Raw genomic sequence first — 20,075 nt, 5'->3', positions numbered from 1 at the left:
TATCTATGAAGAACAGGCTTTGGGTTAGCATCATATTATCCATTCTCCTGATATTTACTATTTCAGGCTTGCCCGTAAGGGCTGCAACCACTGATGGGGGCACGCAGACGGAGAGGGTTTCAATTATCGTAAAGGGGAAAAAATCTGAATTTAAGCGTATAGAAGAGGTGGATTCCTCTGCCAAGCTTACAAGACAATTCTGGATAGTAGATGCTATTGTGGCTGAGGTAAAACGCTCAAAAATAGATGAATTAAAGGGAAAAGGGATTGATTTTGAGATTGAACAGGTCTTTACTCCACTTAAAGAGGAGAGGATGAAGACAGCTAATGAGGCTATTTTACAGGAGCTTAGAGAGATGGCAGAGGAGAAGGGCTTTGATGGAAGAGGGACTGTAATTGCAGTTTTAGACTCAGGCGTAGACATTAAGCATAAAGACCTATCTGCAGACATTGAATATCCTAAGCTAACAGCTGATAAGGTAAAGGAAAAGAAGCTAAAAGGAAAATATTACAATGCAAAGATTCCCTATGCTTACAACTATGCAGATGGAGACCACGACATCAAGGATACCAATGTAAAGTCGGCAGGCTATGGACATGGAATGCACGTAATAGGAATAATAGGTGCCAATGGACCTGCAAATGACAAGAGCAGGGTAAGAGGTGTAGCTCCGCAGGCTCAGATCGCATCAATGAAGATATTTTACAACAATCCCAGAAAGGGTGAAGGAGCGCCTGAAGGTGCAGTTATCAGCGCCATCGAGGATGCGGTTTCATTAGGTGTAGATGCAATGAACCTTTCCTTTGGAGTTCCTGCGGGCATCAAGGATAGCTCAGACCTTATGCAAAAAGCCATAAATGCTGCAAAGCAAAGGGGTATCCTGGTTGTATCTGCAGCAGGAAATGCTTATTATGCAGGCTATCCAAATGAGCCAACCATAGACAATTCCACCATTTCAGAGCCGGGAGTAGCAGAAGGTGCCATCTCTGTAGCCTCTTTTGAGAGTGAGCTGCAGAGAATCCACTCATTTACATTTAATGGCGAAACAATCAGATACACCAAGCTAAACGGTGACATCAATAGTGCAAGCGGAGTGAAGCTCTCCGACTGTGGCAATGGAAAAGCAGAAGACATAAAGGAGAATCCCGGTATTGCCATTATCTACCGCTCAGGAGTACCATTCCTGGAAATGATTGAAAATGCCCATAAAAAGGGTGCTAAGGCAGTTATCATATACAATAAGAACGGTGACGATTCTTATGTAGAGAGCATAGGAGTGGTTGAGCAGGATATTCCTGTCATCTTCGTTTCAAATGCAGACGGTAAGAAACTTCTGTCAAATCTTAATATTTTACCTGATTTTACAGACAGGATGGGCGAAATCAAGAACCCTCTTAGCGGTATGAGTGCGTTTTCAGGCTATGGTCCTCTTAATGACCTTGAAATCAAGCCTGAAATAACCGGTATTGGTGGAACAGTTTATTCTACGGTGAATGACAATTCCTATGCGACTATGGGAGGAACATCAATGGCTTCTCCTTACGTGGCAGGTATAAGTCTTTGCTATATGAATTACCTGAAAGACAAAAACATCCTTTTTACTCCTGAAGATATCACATTTGCAATGATGAATACCGCAAGGATATTAAAGAATAAAGAAGGACTTCCATTTGCTGTACGCAGGCAGGGTGCAGGAATGATAGACTTTGAAAATATGAAGAAGCAGGAGATAAGGTTAGGCTACGACGGAAAGCCAAAGGCATCTCTAGGTGAGATGGACAAAGAAAAGGAATTTTTAATAAAGGTTAAAAATACATCGCTTCATAAGGCAACCATAAATCTCTCCCACTCAGACATACTTACAATGGATGTTTCAAATGCTAAGGAGAAAGTCCTTGAAGGCGCTAAGATATCCTTTGAGCCACAGAAGCTTGCACTTGAAGCAGGAGCTGAAGCAGAGGTTAGGGTAAAGCTTAAAGTAGAGTCGGTAGCTGAAAACTATGTTGAGGGCTTTATAATAGCAAATACTGATAAAACTCAGGCTAACATCCCATTTTTAGCCTATTCGGGAGACTTTAAGAACCTTTCTGTATTTGACAGGAACTTTTATGAGCCAAAGTCAAAATACAAGGAACAGGGCTTGTACTCAGAATACCGTGTTGGAGGAAATAAGGTATTACTGGTTCCTGTAGGAGGTAAGAATCCAACTGCTGAAAACATGGGCATAAGCCCCGGAAACGGAGACGGTATGCTCACTGCCCTGCCAAAGCTGTCTTTCCTAAGAAATGCAAAAGATGTGAAGTTTTATATCGAGGATGACAGGCACAAGATGTTCACCTATATATATGCTACAGACTATCTAAGGAAGGAAGTTACAGCTACTCAGAAAGAAAAGTCTAAAATCTCAGAGCTGTGGAGATGGAGTGGAACTTATTACGATAAGAAAAAGGGACTTAAGATACCAGCGCCTGAAGGGCAGTATTACTATGTTGTAGAAGCCTCTCCTGTTGTGGAAGGTGCCAAAAAACAGGTGTTAAGATTCCCTGTCAAAATCGATAAGACTGCGCCTATAGTCAAATCCGGCACCTTTATAACAGATACCGATGTGTGTGAAGTCACGATGACAGGCGAGGATAGAGGGCTGTCACGTACAGATATATCACATTTTGTATTTGTAATAGATAAGGACGGATATAAAGAGGATGACAATACGGTATTTTATCTGGAAAAACAAAATGATGAATACCGCAAAATTCTGCATTTGGATGGCTTAGAAAATGGTATTCATAAGCTGTATGTCGGTGCCATAGACTATGCAGGGAATATGGGAACCACAGACGGCACAATCATTTCCGTGAAAGACTCACCTGTTAAGCTTACAGTAGACAAGAAGGAGGCAGAGCTTAAGGAAAAGCTTGAGCTCAAGTATGGTATGCCTGCTGCTGTAAGGTATAGGATTTATCTAAATGATACAACCAAAGTCTTGGCAGAAACTAAGGAGACTGCCTATGAGTTTAGCGTACCTGAAGCAGGGAAGCAGACCTTGATAGTCGAGGCTGTAGATGAAGCGGGTAAAAGCCTTGGTGTAAATGCAGTCGAGATTCAGGTAAAGGAGCAGGAGGCTAAGCAGGATTTTGAAATAACATCTTCCCATAATATTGAAAACAATAAGATAACTACTACTTGGGATATAATTAACAATTACGGGCAAAGAAAAAATGTAACTGTGATTACCTGTGTCTATGGCAAGAACAATAAACTCTTAAATATGACTGCCAATACTGCTTATATCGAGGCACTTTCAAATGATAGGGTAATCAATGTACTTAAGATACCTAAGGACGCTGTTAAGATAAAGAATTATGTGTGGGATGACTTTGAACAATTAAACACCATAATGAAGGAAGAAGTCATATCGCTACAAAAAGAGGAAGAAGGCAGTGGAGGAAACAGCGAAGGTAGTGGTACTGGCGGTGCCGGTGGTAATAACGAGGGTGGTAACACAGGTGGCAATATCGGTGGAGGCAGTAATAATAGCATCCCTGTAATACCCGTATTTCCTGTAATTACCGAGAACTCTAACACGGATATTAACAAGCCTAACTCCGAGGTAAAAAAGCCTGATGAGACGGCAACTGTAACCGAAGAAGTCACACCTTTATCTGACCTTGATGACGGTACGAAGGGCAAGGGAAAGGCTAACGTCACCAAGAAAAAGTATGAGTTAACCAAGATAAAGTCTAAGGCCGTCCTTGCAAAAATTGCAGCAAAGTACAAGAAACTCTTTACTAAGAATGTTTATAAGATAAAACTGCTTACCATAAAAGCAGGAAAGCAAACCAAGCAAAAGATAGAAATAAGGTTGCCTTATAAGGGAGTGGTAAAGGGATGCAAATTCTATGTAGTTGACATCAAGAGCGGAAAACGCTATGCTGCAAGGTATGACAAGAAGAAAAAGGAGCTTGTATTTAAGACAGATAAAGCAGGGAAGTATGCTGTGTTAAGGCTAAAACTGAAAAAGAAATGGAAACTAAGTACTTCAAGAAGTGATTTGTAGAATGCAAGTCACCCATATTTTGCCGAATTCTGCAAAATATGGGTGATTTCTGCAATGGATATTGTTTTTAGGTTAAAAGATGCTATACTGCAATTAAAGACAGTATAAGGAGTACATCAAATTATGGTAGAAATAATAGCAAATGATTTTATATATATTTTTCTTTGAATTGAGAAAGAGAATGGGAGGATATCACTTAGACAGCTTTTATAAGTGTTATTTTGCAACTGTAGCCATATACTTAGCAGTGATGCTTACTGTGACAAGGTTAGTAAAATATCAACAATGGCTGCTTGGAACAGTGGTTATCGCGGCTTTGTTATGTATATCAAAAATCTTAAAACAGGAGGCAAGAGAAGATGAAGAATAAGTTGTTTGCCATTATTCTAGTATGCGTCTTGATTGTTGCAGGATGCTCTACTTTGATTACTTCCAAAATGATAGCGAGGGGAATCACCGATGATGCATTGTACAATATAACGCACGGCATATTGATTGTTTCAAGTGTTTTGACACTCATTGCGCTTATTTGTATTTTGATCCGAGCTATATTTCTTTTACAAGAGCACCTTAATAAATGAGACAAGCACACAAAAGGACGGTGGATAAATTGAAAGCATATTTGTTAAAAGTTTTTTTTCCGTTATTTATTGTATGTATTATTTTTGTTGCCTTTTTCAGACAAATAGGTTGTGGTAGTGAAGGGGGATACGCTTTTCAAATAAGTGAATGGGGAGCTAAGCTTAAGAATATCTACGGAACAGATTTTATAAACAAAGAAATAATAGTCAGAGATAACACTGTACGGGTTGATGGTATACGGTGTTTATATGCGGTGAATCAGAATGAAGATGGACTTAGTATCTATTTATTACTGCCAGGAGGGGATTATCTCACCCATAATTATGTAGGTTCATCCTTTGTTAGATTTAGCAATAGCTCTGAATACATTAATATGGCCTATGGAGAAGGAAGCGTTGAAGTCTCAGATTCAACCTCAACCGGCGAAGTACAAAATACAGAAGATAAAGAAGCTCATGATAAGGTTGATGAAGCCATAAATAGTATGAGACATTTATTTGCTTCTGCTATCATGGTAAATTTGAGAGTAGTGGAATTATATAAAATACTAACAGTTTGTATGATTTTAATTGTTATTGCTATGACTATAGGATATTATTCATACTTAAAGCCTGAGACAGTATATGGGTTTTACTGTAAATTAAGAAGAAAAGAAAAATTTCCATCGGATGTAAACTTGGTGAAAAGAATAGGCTTTTTGGTAATTATCTTACCGCCCTGTATGCTGTTTTTGCTAATTGTCTAAGATAAATAATATTGATATACACAACTTTACAACCTTATAAATAATGTGTCTGCAAAAAAAACACCAATTTTAAGGCATTTATTGCTGATGATAAAAGAAATATCATTCAACAACTACTTCAAGAGTACGATATAAAACTACTGAAGACATTTAGGATGCTCTTAAAGATCTGTTAGGTGGAAGCATTAAAGAGATGATTTTTTATTTATGCTATCTATTATTTTGTACGTGATAGCGGCGTAATAAGGAAGCTTGCGTCAATAGGTATTTTGCCGATTTCTGCAAAAAAATGGGCGATTTCTGCTATGGATATTGTTTTTAGGTTAAAAGATGCTATACTGCAATTAAAGACAGCATAAGGAGTACATCAAATTATGGTAGAAAAATAGCAAATAATTTCATAGGACAAATGGTAGAAAATAAAACAATAAACAAAGAAATGGAAGGATAGAAATATGGAATACTTTTTAATTTTTCCAGGTACGATACTATGTACAGGAATCACATTATTTTATTCATGTGGACTATCTTCACATGAACTAGAAAGCTTTAGTGGAGATATTCAGATTGGAACTATTAACAAACAAACACTTATTCGCTTATCGAAAGAACAGCGAATATGCATACAAAAATTGATGGCTTTGGCAATTGTAATATGTGTGATAGGCACAAGTATTATAGCTACCATTTTTATTTTTTGTTTTTCTGCGACAATAGTGAATTTTTTGTTATGCTTAATCATACAAATATGTACTTTTTTATTACTTGGAAGACCTTTTTACAAAAAAATGTATATCATTGCCAAAAAAACGATAAAATGAATATACTGTTTCACAATGACCAGGTTAGTAATTCCTTTTAGGAATAGGAGTGTGAGATAGATGAAAACGAGAATGAGAAAATTAGTATTTATCCCACTAATAATTATATTTTTAACTGTTAGCATGATAATTTCTTACAAAGAATTTAGAATATGGAATCCGTTTGTGCCTTTGAATGGAATTGTAAGGGTTTCGGCATTGGGTGAAGAATATTATGAGATTCAGGAATATCCTAAAATTATTATTGCAAATAAAAAATTAAAGTTAGAAAATTATATGAGAAATTTAGGATATGAACCAGTAGAGACGGATAAGGATAGTATTTTAGAGAATATTCACGAATTCAAAGCAAGCGAATCAGGTTCGTTTGTAGAAGTAACTAAGCACATAAATTTTTATGTTTGGGCGTGGAGAGAATAATAAAATCTAAATAAGAGCCACTACTGTTACAGAGGTGTATTATTCTGTAGCAGTAAATGATGGAAAAGAAAAATGCAATAAGGGAATCATATCTTATTTGATTAAAAGATGCTATACTGCAATTAAAGACAGCATGAGGAGTGTAATAAAATTGGAAGGTAAAAGAATATTATGAAAAAATCAATCAATTTATTACTCATACTCATTACAGTGGTTTTCGTAATATCCTGTGGTAGTTCATCAGGAGGTGACGTTGCTACACTTACATTCCCGGTGGATGATTATGCAAAAACAGAGTTTAATACCAGGGTATACGCTGAAGAACCGTTTTCTGTCTTATTAACTCTTCCTAATGGCTGGAGTGTAAAAAAGCAGGAAATGGTAGAAGACAAGTTTAAGCTGTTGTCTACATTCTCTAAGTATAATATCTTAAATGAAGATAAGGTTTTGGTCGGTATTGTAGGTTATAATAAATATGAAGTTTACGAGGGTGCAGAGGATGAACCGGCAGCTATTTATAATCAGATAGCTTTGGGAAATGATTATCATTTTGATGTTCGGGAAACTTACAAAGTAATAAATGAAACCAAAACAGGTGCCACTGCTGTTACAGAGGTGTATTATTCTGCAGCAGTAAATTATGGAAAAGAAAAGCGCAATAAGGGAATTGTATCGTATAACAAGGATATGTTGGTTTATGTAGCTGTTGAGTTTGACCAAGATAGAATAACTGATGAGCAATTGGAAATTGTGGCAAAGAGCATTGAAATCAAACGGTGAAAATAAATCTATTTTTCAATAATGCTGCTTGAGCTTTGTGATTGCATATAGGGAATAGGAGTGTGAGGTAGATGAAAAAAAATAAATATAAAATTATAATTTGTCTTGTTATTATAATTTTATCAGCAGTAATAATTTGTAAATTTGTTGGAACAAGAAAAACTGCAAAATATACATATGAGCAGTTAAATGCTTTATCTGCAAAGGAACTGTATGAAGTATTCATTGATAACGGACTCAAAGTAGACGAAGAATTAAAAAAGGTGCTAACAGACAAAGAACTGGCTGAATACATAAAAACTGATTTTAATCTCCTTATAGAAGGTGCAACTTCAAGAAGCGATATGGGTTATTGGGAATTGGCGGAGAATATAAAAAAGATATACTCAAGTATTCTAAAAAAATAATAGTGACAGGGTAAGTATAATATGGGTATTATCGTGAGTCAATGAATATCTTAAAAAATATTCATTGACTTTTCCCTTTTAAAGGTTTATCATGTCTATGAACAAATAACAAAATATTCATAGAGGTAGGATATGGCGAAGGCATTTAATGATGAAGAAAAACTTGAGATAAAGCAGAAGATGATGGATATAGCCCTTATGCTCTTTCACGAAAGCGGCACAAAGGGGCTTAGTATAAAGGAGCTTACAAGTAGAACGGGGATAGCTCAGGGAAGCTTTTACAACTTTTGGAAGGATAAGGATGCCCTGATCCTCGATGTTATGCAGTATAGGTCAGCTCAGAAGCTGGCTGTGGTTGAGAAATATTTTAATAAATCCTTAGACAATCCTGTAGGCTTTCTCTCAGACATTATCTATGAGTACTCTGTTGATTTTAAGGAAAAATGTGAGAAAAAGCCGATATATGCGGAGGCTTTGGCTATGCTTGCAAGGAAAAATGAGGGTAAGACCTATGAGATAAGTGAGGTATATACAGCCTTTATCAGGAAGATAGCTGCTTACTGGAGGGAGAAGGGGGCAGTTAAAAGCATAGATGAAAGAGGCCTCCTAAATACATTAATAGGGAGCTTTGTATTATTATCAAATTACGGCAAGTTTGAAAAAGAGTATTTTAATGAGGCGTTGAGGACTTTCATTACGGCTATGGTAGAAAGGTACATTGAGGTGAGATAGTTACTAAGAAAGAAGGGGTATTATGGTAGTCGGTTTTGGTAGAATACGCAAAGAAGATGTGATGACAGTAGGAGGAAAGGGAGCCAATCTTGGGGAAATGGTATCTGCAGGAATAAATGTACCAAAGGGATTTGTAGTAACTGCGGATGCCTACAGAGAATTCTTGAAAATAAACGGACTGAATGAAGTTTTTGAAAAAGAACTTTATAAGGCGGGTAAAAGCGAGGCGGAACTTTTTAAAACTGCAAAGAAGCTAAGGGAACTTATAAGCAAAGGGAAGCTGCCTGATACTGTAATAAAAGAGGTGGAAAATGCCTATGAGGGGCTTGGAGAAAATGTCAGGGTGGCAGTTCGCTCATCCGCTACAGCAGAGGACTTGCCCGATGCAAGCTTTGCAGGACAACAGGAGACTTATCTAAATGTAAGAGGTGTGGAGGAAGTCCTCCTTCGCATAGTTGACTGTTATGCATCCCTTTGGGGCACCAGGGCGGTAAGCTACAGGGCTAATCAGGGCTACAATCAGCTATCTGTTGCTATTGCAGTTGTTGTTCAGACCATGGTTGAAAGCGAAAAGGCAGGAGTCTTGTTTACAGTCAACCCTGTCAATGAAAACCGAGAGGAGATGCAGATAAATGCAAGCTATGGCCTTGGGGAGAGCGTAGTAAGCGGAAGTGTAACAGCGGATAACTACATAGTGGACAAATCAGGAACGATTATAAGCCTCACCCTAGGTACAAAGGAAACTCAGATTATATATGCTGACAGGGAGACAAAAAAGGTAGAAGTTAGTGTGGAGCTTAGAGAAAAGCCTGCCCTAACGGATGATGAGGTTAGGGCGCTTGTACAGGCAGGAAATGCCATCGAGAAGCACTATGGTAAACCTATGGATGTAGAATGGGCTATAAGAGGTGGCGAGGTGTACATCCTACAGGCGAGAGAGATTACCACTCTTAGGGATAATCACGATGATGAGTTAGTTAAGGCTTATCTAAAAGGAGTGAGAGTTAAAGGATACACAAAAGAGAGGTACGCATTTATACTTGAAAAAATGCCATTTGCATACAGGGCACTAGACTATGATTATATGGTTGCTATAAATGACCAGACTGTTAGGTTGTTTGCCGAGGGCGGAATAAAGCTTGATACTAATCCCAGAATGGATGATGACGGGATAGAAACACTTCCAAATTCAAAAAATGGTGTAAATATACGCATATTCAATATATTTAAGCTTATTAAAATGATGAGAGACTACGACTACTGCGAGGGCAAATGCAGGGCATTTATGGAGGACTATGAAAAGGAAATAGAGGGAATTAAAAAGCTTGATTTAAGTAAAATGGATGCCAAAGGGTGCAGGGATTTTATTATTTACAGCTACGAACTTACCAAAAGGCTCTGCTATGACAGGTTTAAGTATGCTCTGTTTCCATCAGCACTTGGAAAAGACTTGGCAAAGGCTGTGAAAAAGGTGGATGAAAGCTATACAGTCTACGACCTATATAGAAACCTCGACAATAAGACAGCTGTAGTATCAAGAGATGTAGAACTGCTTGCAGCTGAAGCTAAGAAAAATGAAGAGCTTAAGAAAAGCCTGATATCAGGAGAGAGCTATGAGAGTATTTGTAAGCAATACCCTGATTTTAAGCGCTTGGCAGAGGACTTTCTTCGTAAAAACGGCTTTAAGTCAGACTATAACTGCTACTGTATAGATGCGAAGACCTTTGTGGAGGAGCCTGACAGACTGCTAAATATTATGAAGCCTCTTGTAATTTTGGAAGACGAGAAAAAGGGGGATATAGCGGACTTTGAGGAGATATTGTCAGGGATAAAGAAGATTTATGGAGATAGATTCCCTAAGATTAAGATAAGGATAGAGGCTTTCAGATATTTTCATATAGTGCGTGAAGAAAGCCAGTATCTATGGGAAACCCTATTCTACTATGTGAGACAATGTGTTAAAAGGGCAAATGTTCTCCTCCTAGGAAATGAAGACTTTAAGGCAGGCTTAGCCAATCTGTTTTTTAGAGAGTTGATAGAAACCTTGAGAAGAGGTGAATTAGCTGAAGATGATAAAATGAAAATAGAAAAAAGAAATAAAAACCGCCCACTGGCAATAAAGGTTTGGGAGGCTTCCAAAGGACTTGTATTTGACGCTGCCGGAGAGGTACTTAAGGGAGTTAGCGGCAGCAGAGGAGTGGCTGTTGGAGAGGCCTGCCTGATAAAGGGTCCTGAGGAATTCTACAAGATGAAAAAGGGAGGTATTTTAGTATGCCATCTCACCGATCCTGAGTGGACACCGCTTTTTAGCCTTGCAGGTGCTGTGGTAGCGGATACAGGCTCAGCTCTTAGCCACGCAGCCATAGTGGCAAGGGAATACGGCATTCCTGCGGTTTTGGGAGTGGGCTATGCTACTACTAAGTTTAAGGACGGCGACCAAGTCATGGTTGACGGCGATAAGGGAGTGGCAAGGAAGGCATAACTAGTGTGGGATAGCTTAGCAGAAAGACGGGATAATTAAATGGTGAGAGGAGGTAGAGTATGGATAGGGTAAATAACGAAGAAAACAGCAAGAAAAGACTGCTTGACGATAAAAAAGAACTTCGAAGAGAATACATACTTACTGCCCCACTTCTTCCCCTCCTCATAAAAATGGCCGTTCCCACCATCATCGGTATGCTTGTAGCTATGATATACAACCTAACGGATACCTTTTTCATTGCAATGTTAGCCAATAAGTCAATGACGGCAGCGATAGGGATCACATTTAGCTATGTGAGCCTGATTCAGGCTCTAGGCTTTTGGTTTGGCTATGGCAGTGGAAATGCTATGTCAAGAAGCCTTGGAGCAGGGAAGAATGAAGAGGCAGAAGTCTATTCTTCTACAGCTGTAGTAATGTCTTTGGCTACAGGGCTCGTTGTTTCTGCAGCATCACTAATATTCATATCTCCCTTAACAACTCTTATAGGAGGCTCAGCCTCTAAGAGCCTACAGAGCTTTGCGGGAGAATACCTGAGGGTAATTGCCATAAGCCTGCCCTTTGTACTATTTTCATTCACTGTTTACAATCAGCTTAGGCTCTGTGGCAATGTAAAGGATGGCATGAAGGGCTTACTTGCCGGCATGCTTACCAACATCATCTTAGACCCTCTTTTTATATTTGGCCTTAAAATGGGCTTCATCGGAGCAGCCTATGCGACCTTGATAGGACAGGCAGTGGGTGCCTTGGTACTATTTATACTAGCAGGAAAGAATGGGAATATTGCTGTAAGCCTCACAAAAGCAAGGTTTACAAGGGAAAATGTTTATCACATCTTGGTAGGAGGACTGCCTAATTTTGCAAGACAGGGAATCACAAGCATTTCCTTGGTATTGCTAAACATGGTGGCAGCAGGCTTTGGAGAAGAGGCAATAGCGGCACTAACCGTTAGCCAAAGGGTAGCAGCAGTTGCGTACATGCTTGTAATAGGCTGGGGACAGGGATTTCAGCCCATTTGTGCTATGAACTTTGGTGCTGGGCAATATGAGAGGGTGAGGAGAGCCTTTAGGTATAATGTAAGTGTCGGTACGGCTTTTATGCTTATGTCTGCAGTCATTTTATATGTATTTGCAAGGGAATTTGCAGAAGTTTTGTCAAGGAATAAGGATGTAATAAATATCGCTGTGGACATGCTTAGAATCCAATGTCTTACCCTGCCTTTTATGGCTTATTTTGCTACAGGGAGCATGTATATGCAAAACATAGGAAGGTACTATACTGCCCTGATTATATCAATATCAAGGCAGGGAATATTTTATATACCTGCACTTTTTCTCCTAACACTCTCTTTTGGACAAAAGGGCTTGTATCTGGTTCAGCCTGTAGCTGATGTCTTGGCGTTCTTGCTTGCGGCAGTGGTTGTAAGGAAAATGGACTTGCCACAAAAGCGTTTTTCGGCTAAAATGTAATCGGAGTACAGATTAGCCGAAAACAGCTTAAATTAATATTATCTCGCAAACCCATGCCTTAGGCAGTCTATCAGAAAACACTCATACTCAGGGTAGAGGTTAAGAGTTATTTCAGGCTTTTTACAGCCATCTTCTATATCTTTTATCATAGCCCTATACTTTACTAAATCTTCTTTGTAGCTTTTGATATATTCCTCTTTTTCTTCAGGACTGCTATAATCCTCGTCAATCTCAGCTTCTTTTATGCTCTCTTCAAGCCTTGAAATGGTGGAATTAACCAAGTTATAAAAATCATCCTTAAGGTTTTTAATCCACAGAGTATAATAATAATGCTCCCAGTCATCGGTATAATAATCGCATATCACGGCTTTGCAGTTTTCTAAAAATGTATCGTATTCGTCAAGCACATAGTAGGAGTCATAGACTTGATAATCAGCAATATCATCCGTACTGAGAGAGTAATTCTCATCCTGCCCGTCTTTTACCTGAGAAAGATAGAACTTTGCTTTTGCCTTATTCCCAAGAAAGAGCTCACAATAGGCCAGTGCCAGTATCAGCCTCATTCTACCGGGGTAGTCTATAAGTAAATCTTCAAAAATTGCTTTTGCCCTTTGATACTCTTTATTCTCATAAAGCCCCGCAGCATAATTAAAATGATTCACATAGTTGTTGGAGAGCTCCCTTGTTTTTTCAAAGTATTTTATGGCTTTTTCAAGGTATTTCTCACCATTATCTCTTTCATACTCGCTAAAATAATACAAGCCTAAACCTTCATAAGTTTCATAATATTGAGAATCCAGCTCTTCAGCTTTAAGTAAATGCTTAGGAGCAGAGGACTCAAAATCAATGTAATATCCGATGTTTGTGTATATTCTTGCTTTATCACTTTCAGATAAGCAGTTTTCATTTCCATCAAGAAAATCAAGTAAAAGCTCTCCACAGGTATCATAACTGTCACGAAGCTCCATTCGGACAGAAGCAAGTAAACAAGCTACATCTACATTATTTTTATCCTCTTTTTGCATATCAAGCAAGAGCTCCTGCATTTTCTCAAAGTAAGGGAGAGACTTATCGTAATCCGTTAAAAACGGGGTATTGTATTTGCTTTCATAATCTGCTTTTAGCTCTGTCCAAAATTCTTTTAACTTATCCATAGTGATCTCCTGATTTACATTTCTTAGATATAATTATACCTTAAACACCAAGTTCAATTTTAGCCAAAATCGACAGTACTTGGCTGCGTGCTTAGGCAGCACTTGCGTTAAATTTATATTTACCCGACGATCAGTTCGCTAAGTGCTCATATTATATCATTTATTAGTCAGACTTCATAGGCATTAGATACATATTAAAAATACTCCGACTAATCTAAAGTCTGATTTTAGATTAGCCGGAGAATTTTAAAAATAAAGGGATTACTTATATTAGACTATATCATTCCTCAGTAAATAATGTTAAAATATAGGTGAGTCTAAAGGCAAATTTAATTTTGAATTTAAGGAGGAACTTATGGGAAAATTTAAAAAACTTGTAGCAACAGCATGCTTTATTACTATGGCTCTTGGAGCAGTGGCTCCTGCAGAGGCTGCACTAAGAGAAAAGGACATCATTTGGATAGGAGCAGGGTATCATGCGTCAGAAGGAATTAATGGGATTAGTGTAGATGTAGATACTATATATGGAAAGAATGTAGTATATAAATCAGCGGCAAACGATAAGTATCAGATATATTTTGGAGCCACGGGTGAAAAGACAGGGTTTAAGTTTAAGAAAGTTACCGGGCTTGCAGGTGGGGACTTCTTTTATGTAAAAACCACTAAAAATTCAAATAATGGCATGATAATTGATGAAGAAGGAAATGAAATTTATTCAGGACTTAGAAATATAGCTGATGACATTATAGCTGATTATAGCGGTTGGCGCTCAATCATAGGAATTGAAAATGACAGGTTTATCTGTGGTGAAACCAAAGAAGGACTGGTCATACTCGATGCCAAGAGAAACTTCAGGGTAATAAGAAGGTATAAGGGATATGAGATTGATTCTGAAGATGAAATTTATAAGACAAAGGTAAATAACAGGAGACATATTCGAATTAGGGATAAGGCAAGGGGCAGGCTGGGATACCTTTGGCTTTCACAGAAATCGGGCGTTTCTGAGATTATAATAAAAAATCTTGCCAAAAATGCAGAACTTCTGATGAATAGGGAGGGAGAATATAAAATAATATATGTATCAGACAGACATACCAGTATGAAAATCACGAATATTAACGGTAAGGTTGTTTGGTACGGAAAGAATAAGCTAGCAAGTGAAACAGCCGGAGACCTTGTAGGAGCAAGAGTATCTTATTTAGGATCTAGCATTTATCCATATAAGGGTGCAAGTAAAGAAGAGGCTGGAACCCATATTCTGTTTTCTGTTAGAAATAGCAAAACAGATAAATATGGTATAGTTAGAGATGATGGAAAGACAATGTTAGGGTTCAGGTATTCCGGCATTTCTAAAGCATATAAGGACATGGCCATAGTTGAAGACAGACATGATAAGGAGTATCTTGTAAATTATAAAAATAATAAACTAACTTCTAAAAAATATGATAAGATTTATACCTTCAATAATGGTAAGGCGGTAGTAAAGCTTGATAATAAATATGGGGTGATTTCCAGTTCCGGAAAAGAACTTGTCAAACCAACCTATAGTAAGCTTATAGCCACTAAACTTGATGAGGCTGATACTTTTGATGGATATGGCGTACACGAAACTAAAATAAAAAATATTTCTGATGGAATGATAGTTAAAAAGGGTGATGAATATATCTATGTAAATAAGGAGGGTAAACAAAAGGTTATAGAGGAGGCTTATGATAACATTAAAAAGCTTTCAAATAAAAAATATAAGGTAAGCCCATTGCTTATAACAATGTTGGATGATAAATTCGGTATTATTGCGGCAGATGGTAAAGAGTTGTACAAACCTAAGTATGAATTCTTCCGAATATTAAATAAGGCAGAGGGAGTATTTTCACTCGGAATTAAAAAATATGGAAAGACAGGAGGCTATGTATCAGAGACAATTATAGATGCATATGGTAAGAAGCTCTTAAGCCTAAATCACACGAAATCAATAAAGAGAGTGTTTTCAGGAGAATATATTGTAGTAAAAGATAAGTCTGCGTCAAAAGATAAGAAAACAGAGAAGGTAATGCTCTATGATGCACAGTGGAAGAAAATTGCTGAATTTAATAATAAATGGACAGAAATAGAGGATTATTCCAATGGTCTTTTCATAGTTGTGAACAAAGATAATGAGTATGGTATTGTGGATAAGACAGGAAAGGCAGTGCTCCCATTCAAATACAAGGATATTAGTTTTGACGGTGATTGTATTACAGTTAAGGAAGCTTATGACGGTCTTATATTAAAAGGAATTTTAGTTAGGTAATATCATTTAGCAAAGGATGGACTTATGAAAACAGCCTACAAAGAACCGGATTATGAAAGTATATTCAGGGAAAATGAAGGTAAACCGTTAAAAACGCTGATAGCCATTTATCAAGGGAAGTATATCAAGCTTTTTTGGTCGGTAGTCTTTTTCCTTATAAAAGACTCGCCGTCTTGGATATCTCCCCTTGTAATGGCTGCGATGATTGATATAATCACAAAGCCTGATGAGGACGCTGTTAAAAAGATTATCCTAAACTCAGTATTCATCATACTTCTAACGGTACAAAATGTTCCTACAAGTTACATTCATGTGTATTTTTACGCAAAGACAATCAGACAGGTGGAAAAGGAGCTTCGCTGTGCTCTGGTTAGGAAGCTTCAACAGTTATCCATTTCTTACCATACCCAGATGGAGTCAGGCAGGCTTCAATCAAAGGTTATGAGGGATGTGGAGCAGATAGAGAACCTTAGCTCGCAGATATTTATAACTGTGCTTTATATAGTTGTAAATATAGTGGCTGCCCTTGTCATTGTTATAACCAAGAGTAAAATCGTCTTTGGATTCTTCCTTGCTGCTGTACCTGTGGCGGTTTTGCTTATGCTTTATTTTAGAGAGAAGGTAAAGAACTACAATACAGCCTTTCGTAAAGAAATGGAAGAGACCACAGTTTCAGTGGTTGAAATGATGGAGATGATACCTGTAGCAAAGGCACATGCCCTTGAAAGAAGAGAGCTTAACAAGATGGAGAAAAGGCTTGTAAAGGTGGCAGACAAGGGCTTTAGGCTTGATATGATACAGACTTACTTCGGTGCCTGGAGCTGGGTAGTATTTCAGGTGTTTAGAGTGTTCTGCCTTATATTTACTGCCTTTATGGCACTTAACAAGAAAATAAGCATAGGCGATGTGGCTATGTACCAGTCTTACTTTGGCACCGTAGTAGGCTGTGTGGCGGGTATAGTAGGGCTTGTACCTGTTGTGACCAAGGGACTTGAGTCGGTAACTTCGATATCTGATATTATGCTTAGCAACGATATTGAGGGTAGCGACAAAAATAAGCTTAAGCCTGAGATTAAGGGCTTTGTAGAATTTGACAATGTTGGCTTCAAGTATGATGACAGCGATGAGCCTCTCTTTAGCGGTCTTAGCTTTAAGGCAAGTCCTGGTGAAACCATAGCCATAGTAGGAGCTTCAGGAGCAGGTAAAACCACTATTCTAAACCTTGTAATCGGCTTTATGAGGGCTACTGAGGGCAGGGTGCTTATAGACGGCTGTGACATAAAGGAGATGAACCTACATCATTACCGCAAGAAACTGGCTGTAGTTCCGCAGAATTCCATTCTTTTTAGCGGCACTTTAAGGGAAAATATTACCTACGGACTTGATGATGTATCTGAGGAAGAGCTTCAAAAGGTAATAGACGCCGCAAACTTAAGAGAGCTTGTAGACAGCCTGCCGGACGGTCTTGAAACAGTCCTAAAGGAGCATGGAGGTAATTTCTCGGGAGGACAGAAACAGAGAATCTCAATAGCAAGAGCATTTATAAGAAATCCGAGAATACTTATCTTAGACGAGGCTACTTCTGCGCTTGATACAGTTTCCGAAAGGCAGATTCAGGAAGCTGTGGGTAAGCTATCCAAGGACAGGACTACATTTGTAGTAGCGCACAGACTTTCCACCATCAGAAATGCCGATAAAATAGCGGTCATGGAAAAGGGCGGTATGAAGGAATTTGGAAACTACGAAGAGCTTATGGAGCTAAGGGGAAGCTTTTATGAATTGATGGAAATGCAGCAGATGTAGGAGACAAAACACTATTATATTACATTGTATTGCAAACGTAATATTTTTGCAGTATAATGAGGAATGAATTTAAAATGGACTTATTGATTTTTGACAATCTAATTATAATGACTGAAAAGGAGAGATATGTATGGCACAGTCTACTTTAAGTATAAGAATTAATAGCGAGGATAAAAAAGGGTTTGAAACCTTTTGTGAACAGGTAGGTATGAATGCTTCAGTTGCTGTTAATATGTTTGTTAAAACGGTGATAAGAGAACAGAGACTTCCTTTCGAGGTAAAAGCGGACCCATTTTATAGTGCTGCTAATATGGAACGACTTGAAAAATCAGTGAAACAGCTTAAAGCAGGAAAAGGTAAAGAACATGAACTGATAGAGGTGGAAGATTGAAGAAAATTTGGTCAGATGAAGCTTGGGAAGATTATGTGTATTGGCAGTCACAAGACAAAAAAACTCTTAAAAAAATTAATCGTCTTTTAGAGGATATAAACCGTAATGGATATAATTGCACAGGAAAGCCTGAACCATTATCAGGAAATCTTGCAGGATTTTGGAGTGTCCGTATAGATGATAAGAACCGTATTGTATTTAAGGTATCTGATAATATGCTTGAAATAGCTCAATGTGGTTCACATTATAGAGATAAATAGTGGAGGGGATATTGCAAAACAGGAATAAATTACTGCTTGATATCTTGCAGGAAGAAAAATCTTCGGGCTATGCTGGTGGGATATATCACAAAACCCAGATAGAGCTTACATATAATTCTAACCATATTGAAGGCAGCAGTCTGACTCACGAACAGAACAGGTATATATTCGAAACCAATACTATAGATGTAGAAAATGGCAGTATCAATGTAGATGATGTGATTGAAACAGCAAATCATTTCCGCATAGTCAGCCTTATAATCGACAATGCAAAGTCTACGCTCACACAAGAATTTATAAAGGAGTTACACTTACTTCTTAAAAATGGAACCAGTGATTCCAGAAAAGACTGGTTTGCAGTAGGCGACTATAAGAAACTTCCAAATGAAGTAGGTGGAATTAATACGACTCTTCCCGAAGAAGTGCCTGAAAAGATGAAAGAGCTACTTAATGAATACAATGTAAAAGAAGAAAAAAGCCTTGAGAATATTTTGTACTTTCATGCAAAGTTTGAAAAAATTCATCCATTTCAGGACGGAAACGGTCGTGTCGGTAGGCTGATTATGTTTTAGGAATGCCTGAAATACAACATTGTACCGTTTATTATTGAGGATGATTTGAAAATATTTTATTACCGTGGTCTTGCAGAATGGGAAACAGAAAAAGGCTATCTAAGAGATACCTGCTTAACTGCACAGGATAGGTATAAGGCTTATTTGGATTATTTTAGGATTGGGTATTAACACTGTATTACCATCCTTGCAAATTTGTACCCAATTTCTAGGGTAAACTATCTTCCAAAACGCTAAAATGATAATCGAAAGGAGGGAGCTAAAGTGAATATCATAAAATTGTTTAATGATACTGTGAATTATATAGAAACAGTACTTGATGGTGAGATTGATGAGAAGAAGATTTCAAGCCTGTCTGGCTATTCTTATCCGATGTTTAGCAGACTTTTCTCTATGCTTACAGAGATAACGCTTTCTGAATACATAAGAACCAGAAGGCTGACTGAGGCAGCAATAGATTTGCGGGATACAGACGAAAAAATAATCGACATAGCAATGAAATACGGCTACGAATCACCTGACGCTTTTGGTGCTGCTTTCAAAAAATTCCATGGCTTTACTCCCTCAGAAGTAAAAGAAGGGAAGCCGTTTAAGCTGGTTTCCAGAATTAGGCTTGCGCTTAGCGTAAAAGGAGGAAGAAGCATGGATATTAAGATTGAGAAGAAACAGGCATTTAAGGTAGCAGGGTATAATGAGCAGGATATAAACTCATCACTATGCCCGAACGTATGGGATAAGCTATATGGAAAGTACAGCCGCGAAGAACTGGCAGGAATCGGTACAGGAGAAAGTGTAGGAATTTGTCATGACGTGGAAAGTCCTGACAGAATAAACTATATGGCAGGATATATTACTACAGATGTAGAAAAGGCTAAGGCTATGGGGCTGGAAGTTTTAGAGGTTGACGAGGCAGAGTATGCAGTAGTTAAATTAACCGGAAAGGTACCGGAGTGCATACATGCCGGTTGGAAATACCTGATGGAGGTATTCTTCCCAGAACATGGCTATATCCATTCAGGAAAGCCTGATTTCGAGTATTATTTCAAAGGCGATATGCACAGTTCTGATTATAAAATGGAGCTTTGGGTGCCTGTGGTGAAGGCATAGAATAA

15 protein-coding genes and 1 pseudogene are annotated in these 20,075 nt (G+C 38.0%); 15 read left to right on the top strand and 1 reads right to left on the bottom strand.

Annotated features, from left to right (window positions below; translation table 11 throughout):
- Nucleotides 1-5: 5 nt before the first annotated feature.
- The 9 genes from ACO6HM_RS01070 to ACO6HM_RS01030 all read left to right on the top strand — a co-directional run bounded on the left by ACO6HM_RS01070 (nucleotide 6) and on the right by ACO6HM_RS01030 (nucleotide 12,493).
- The gene (locus tag ACO6HM_RS01070) at nucleotides 6-4,058 is read left to right on the top strand and encodes a S8 family serine peptidase (protein WP_485389357.1); all 4,053 of its coding nucleotides are present in this window, start codon (nucleotides 6-8) and stop codon (nucleotides 4,056-4,058) included.
- Nucleotides 4,059-4,200: 142 nt separating this feature from the next.
- Nucleotides 4,201-4,428 carry an accessory gene regulator B family protein gene (locus tag ACO6HM_RS01065; RefSeq protein WP_485389356.1) on the top strand — a complete coding sequence of 76 codons (228 nt, stop codon included), beginning with the start codon at nucleotides 4,201-4,203 and terminating at the stop codon, nucleotides 4,426-4,428.
- Nucleotides 4,429-4,668: 240 nt separating this feature from the next.
- Entirely contained in the window at nucleotides 4,669-5,385 is a 717-nt protein-coding gene (locus tag ACO6HM_RS01060; RefSeq protein ID WP_485389355.1) for a hypothetical protein, read from the top strand.
- Nucleotides 5,386-6,266: 881 nt separating this feature from the next.
- The gene (locus ACO6HM_RS01055) at nucleotides 6,267-6,626 is read left to right on the top strand and encodes a hypothetical protein (RefSeq protein ID WP_485389354.1); all 360 of its coding nucleotides are present in this window, start codon (nucleotides 6,267-6,269) and stop codon (nucleotides 6,624-6,626) included.
- 171 nt (nucleotides 6,627-6,797) lie between these two features.
- Nucleotides 6,798-7,406, top strand: coding sequence for a hypothetical protein (locus tag ACO6HM_RS01050; protein WP_485389353.1), 609 nt, complete (start codon nucleotides 6,798-6,800; stop codon nucleotides 7,404-7,406).
- A gap of 71 nt (nucleotides 7,407-7,477) precedes the next feature.
- Nucleotides 7,478-7,813 carry a hypothetical protein gene (locus tag ACO6HM_RS01045; protein ID WP_485389352.1) on the top strand — a complete coding sequence of 112 codons (336 nt, stop codon included), beginning with the start codon at nucleotides 7,478-7,480 and terminating at the stop codon, nucleotides 7,811-7,813.
- 132 nt (nucleotides 7,814-7,945) lie between these two features.
- Complete coding sequence (locus ACO6HM_RS01040) at nucleotides 7,946-8,545, top strand: TetR/AcrR family transcriptional regulator (RefSeq protein WP_485389351.1); 600 nt, start codon at nucleotides 7,946-7,948, stop codon at nucleotides 8,543-8,545.
- Between the two features lie 22 nt (nucleotides 8,546-8,567).
- Entirely contained in the window at nucleotides 8,568-11,027 is a 2,460-nt protein-coding gene (locus ACO6HM_RS01035; RefSeq protein WP_485389350.1) for a PEP/pyruvate-binding domain-containing protein, read from the top strand.
- A gap of 59 nt (nucleotides 11,028-11,086) precedes the next feature.
- On the top strand, nucleotides 11,087-12,493 hold the full coding sequence (locus ACO6HM_RS01030) for an MATE family efflux transporter (protein ID WP_485389349.1): 1,407 nt from the start codon (nucleotides 11,087-11,089) through the stop codon (nucleotides 12,491-12,493).
- 38 nt (nucleotides 12,494-12,531) lie between these two features.
- Here the strand turns inward: ACO6HM_RS01030 and ACO6HM_RS01025 are convergent, their stop codons facing one another.
- Nucleotides 12,532-13,647, bottom strand: coding sequence for a hypothetical protein (locus tag ACO6HM_RS01025; RefSeq protein ID WP_485389348.1), 1,116 nt, complete (start codon nucleotides 13,645-13,647; stop codon nucleotides 12,532-12,534).
- Between the two features lie 355 nt (nucleotides 13,648-14,002).
- On the opposite strand from ACO6HM_RS01025, the gene ACO6HM_RS01020 reads away from it, so the two are divergent.
- From ACO6HM_RS01020 to ACO6HM_RS00995, 6 genes and pseudogenes are all read left to right on the top strand, one after another.
- Nucleotides 14,003-15,937 carry a WG repeat-containing protein gene (locus ACO6HM_RS01020; protein WP_485389347.1) on the top strand — a complete coding sequence of 645 codons (1,935 nt, stop codon included), beginning with the start codon at nucleotides 14,003-14,005 and terminating at the stop codon, nucleotides 15,935-15,937.
- Nucleotides 15,938-15,961: 24 nt separating this feature from the next.
- A complete protein-coding gene (locus ACO6HM_RS01015) occupies nucleotides 15,962-17,740 on the top strand; it encodes an ABC transporter ATP-binding protein (RefSeq protein ID WP_485389346.1) in 1,779 nt (592 codons plus the stop codon).
- 130 nt (nucleotides 17,741-17,870) lie between these two features.
- Nucleotides 17,871-18,131, top strand: a complete 261-nt coding sequence (locus ACO6HM_RS01010; protein ID WP_485389345.1) for a type II toxin-antitoxin system RelB/DinJ family antitoxin — start codon at nucleotides 17,871-17,873, stop codon at nucleotides 18,129-18,131.
- The gene (locus ACO6HM_RS01005) at nucleotides 18,128-18,391 is read left to right on the top strand and encodes a Txe/YoeB family addiction module toxin (RefSeq protein WP_442553858.1); all 264 of its coding nucleotides are present in this window, start codon (nucleotides 18,128-18,130) and stop codon (nucleotides 18,389-18,391) included. The genes ACO6HM_RS01010 and ACO6HM_RS01005 overlap by 4 nt, the downstream gene beginning before the upstream one ends.
- Nucleotides 18,392-18,423: 32 nt before the next feature.
- Nucleotides 18,424-19,134 (top strand): annotated as a pseudogene (locus ACO6HM_RS01000) (Fic family protein); the annotation flags it as partial.
- Nucleotides 19,135-19,227: 93 nt separating this feature from the next.
- Complete coding sequence (locus tag ACO6HM_RS00995; RefSeq protein WP_485389344.1) at nucleotides 19,228-20,070, top strand: AraC family transcriptional regulator; 843 nt, start codon at nucleotides 19,228-19,230, stop codon at nucleotides 20,068-20,070.
- The last annotated feature ends 5 nt before the right edge of the window (nucleotides 20,071-20,075 follow it).

The organism is Catonella sp. (assembly GCF_057250765.1).
This window is presented reverse-complemented; position numbering and strand designations above follow the sequence as displayed.

What these genes read in the sequence shown, in the direction of transcription:
- ACO6HM_RS01050 (WP_485389353.1), top strand. Translation starts at nt 6,798, where the DNA reads ATGAAAAAATCAATCAATTTATTACTCATACTCATTACAGTGGTTTTC.
- ACO6HM_RS01020 (WP_485389347.1), top strand. Translation starts at nt 14,003, where the DNA reads ATGGGAAAATTTAAAAAACTTGTAGCAACAGCATGCTTTATTACTATG.
- ACO6HM_RS01035 (WP_485389350.1), top strand. Translation starts at nt 8,568, where the DNA reads ATGGTAGTCGGTTTTGGTAGAATACGCAAAGAAGATGTGATGACAGTA.
- ACO6HM_RS01045 (WP_485389352.1), top strand. Translation starts at nt 7,478, where the DNA reads ATGAAAAAAAATAAATATAAAATTATAATTTGTCTTGTTATTATAATT.
- ACO6HM_RS01070 (WP_485389357.1), top strand. Translation starts at nt 6, where the DNA reads ATGAAGAACAGGCTTTGGGTTAGCATCATATTATCCATTCTCCTGATA.
- ACO6HM_RS01055 (WP_485389354.1), top strand. Translation starts at nt 6,267, where the DNA reads ATGAAAACGAGAATGAGAAAATTAGTATTTATCCCACTAATAATTATA.
- ACO6HM_RS01015 (WP_485389346.1), top strand. Translation starts at nt 15,962, where the DNA reads ATGAAAACAGCCTACAAAGAACCGGATTATGAAAGTATATTCAGGGAA.
- ACO6HM_RS01010 (WP_485389345.1), top strand. Translation starts at nt 17,871, where the DNA reads ATGGCACAGTCTACTTTAAGTATAAGAATTAATAGCGAGGATAAAAAA.
- ACO6HM_RS01025 (WP_485389348.1), bottom strand. Translation starts at nt 13,647, where the DNA reads ATGGATAAGTTAAAAGAATTTTGGACAGAGCTAAAAGCAGATTATGAA.
- ACO6HM_RS01040 (WP_485389351.1), top strand. Translation starts at nt 7,946, where the DNA reads ATGGCGAAGGCATTTAATGATGAAGAAAAACTTGAGATAAAGCAGAAG.
- ACO6HM_RS01030 (WP_485389349.1), top strand. Translation starts at nt 11,087, where the DNA reads ATGGATAGGGTAAATAACGAAGAAAACAGCAAGAAAAGACTGCTTGAC.
- ACO6HM_RS01065 (WP_485389356.1), top strand. Translation starts at nt 4,201, where the DNA reads ATGATTTTATATATATTTTTCTTTGAATTGAGAAAGAGAATGGGAGGA.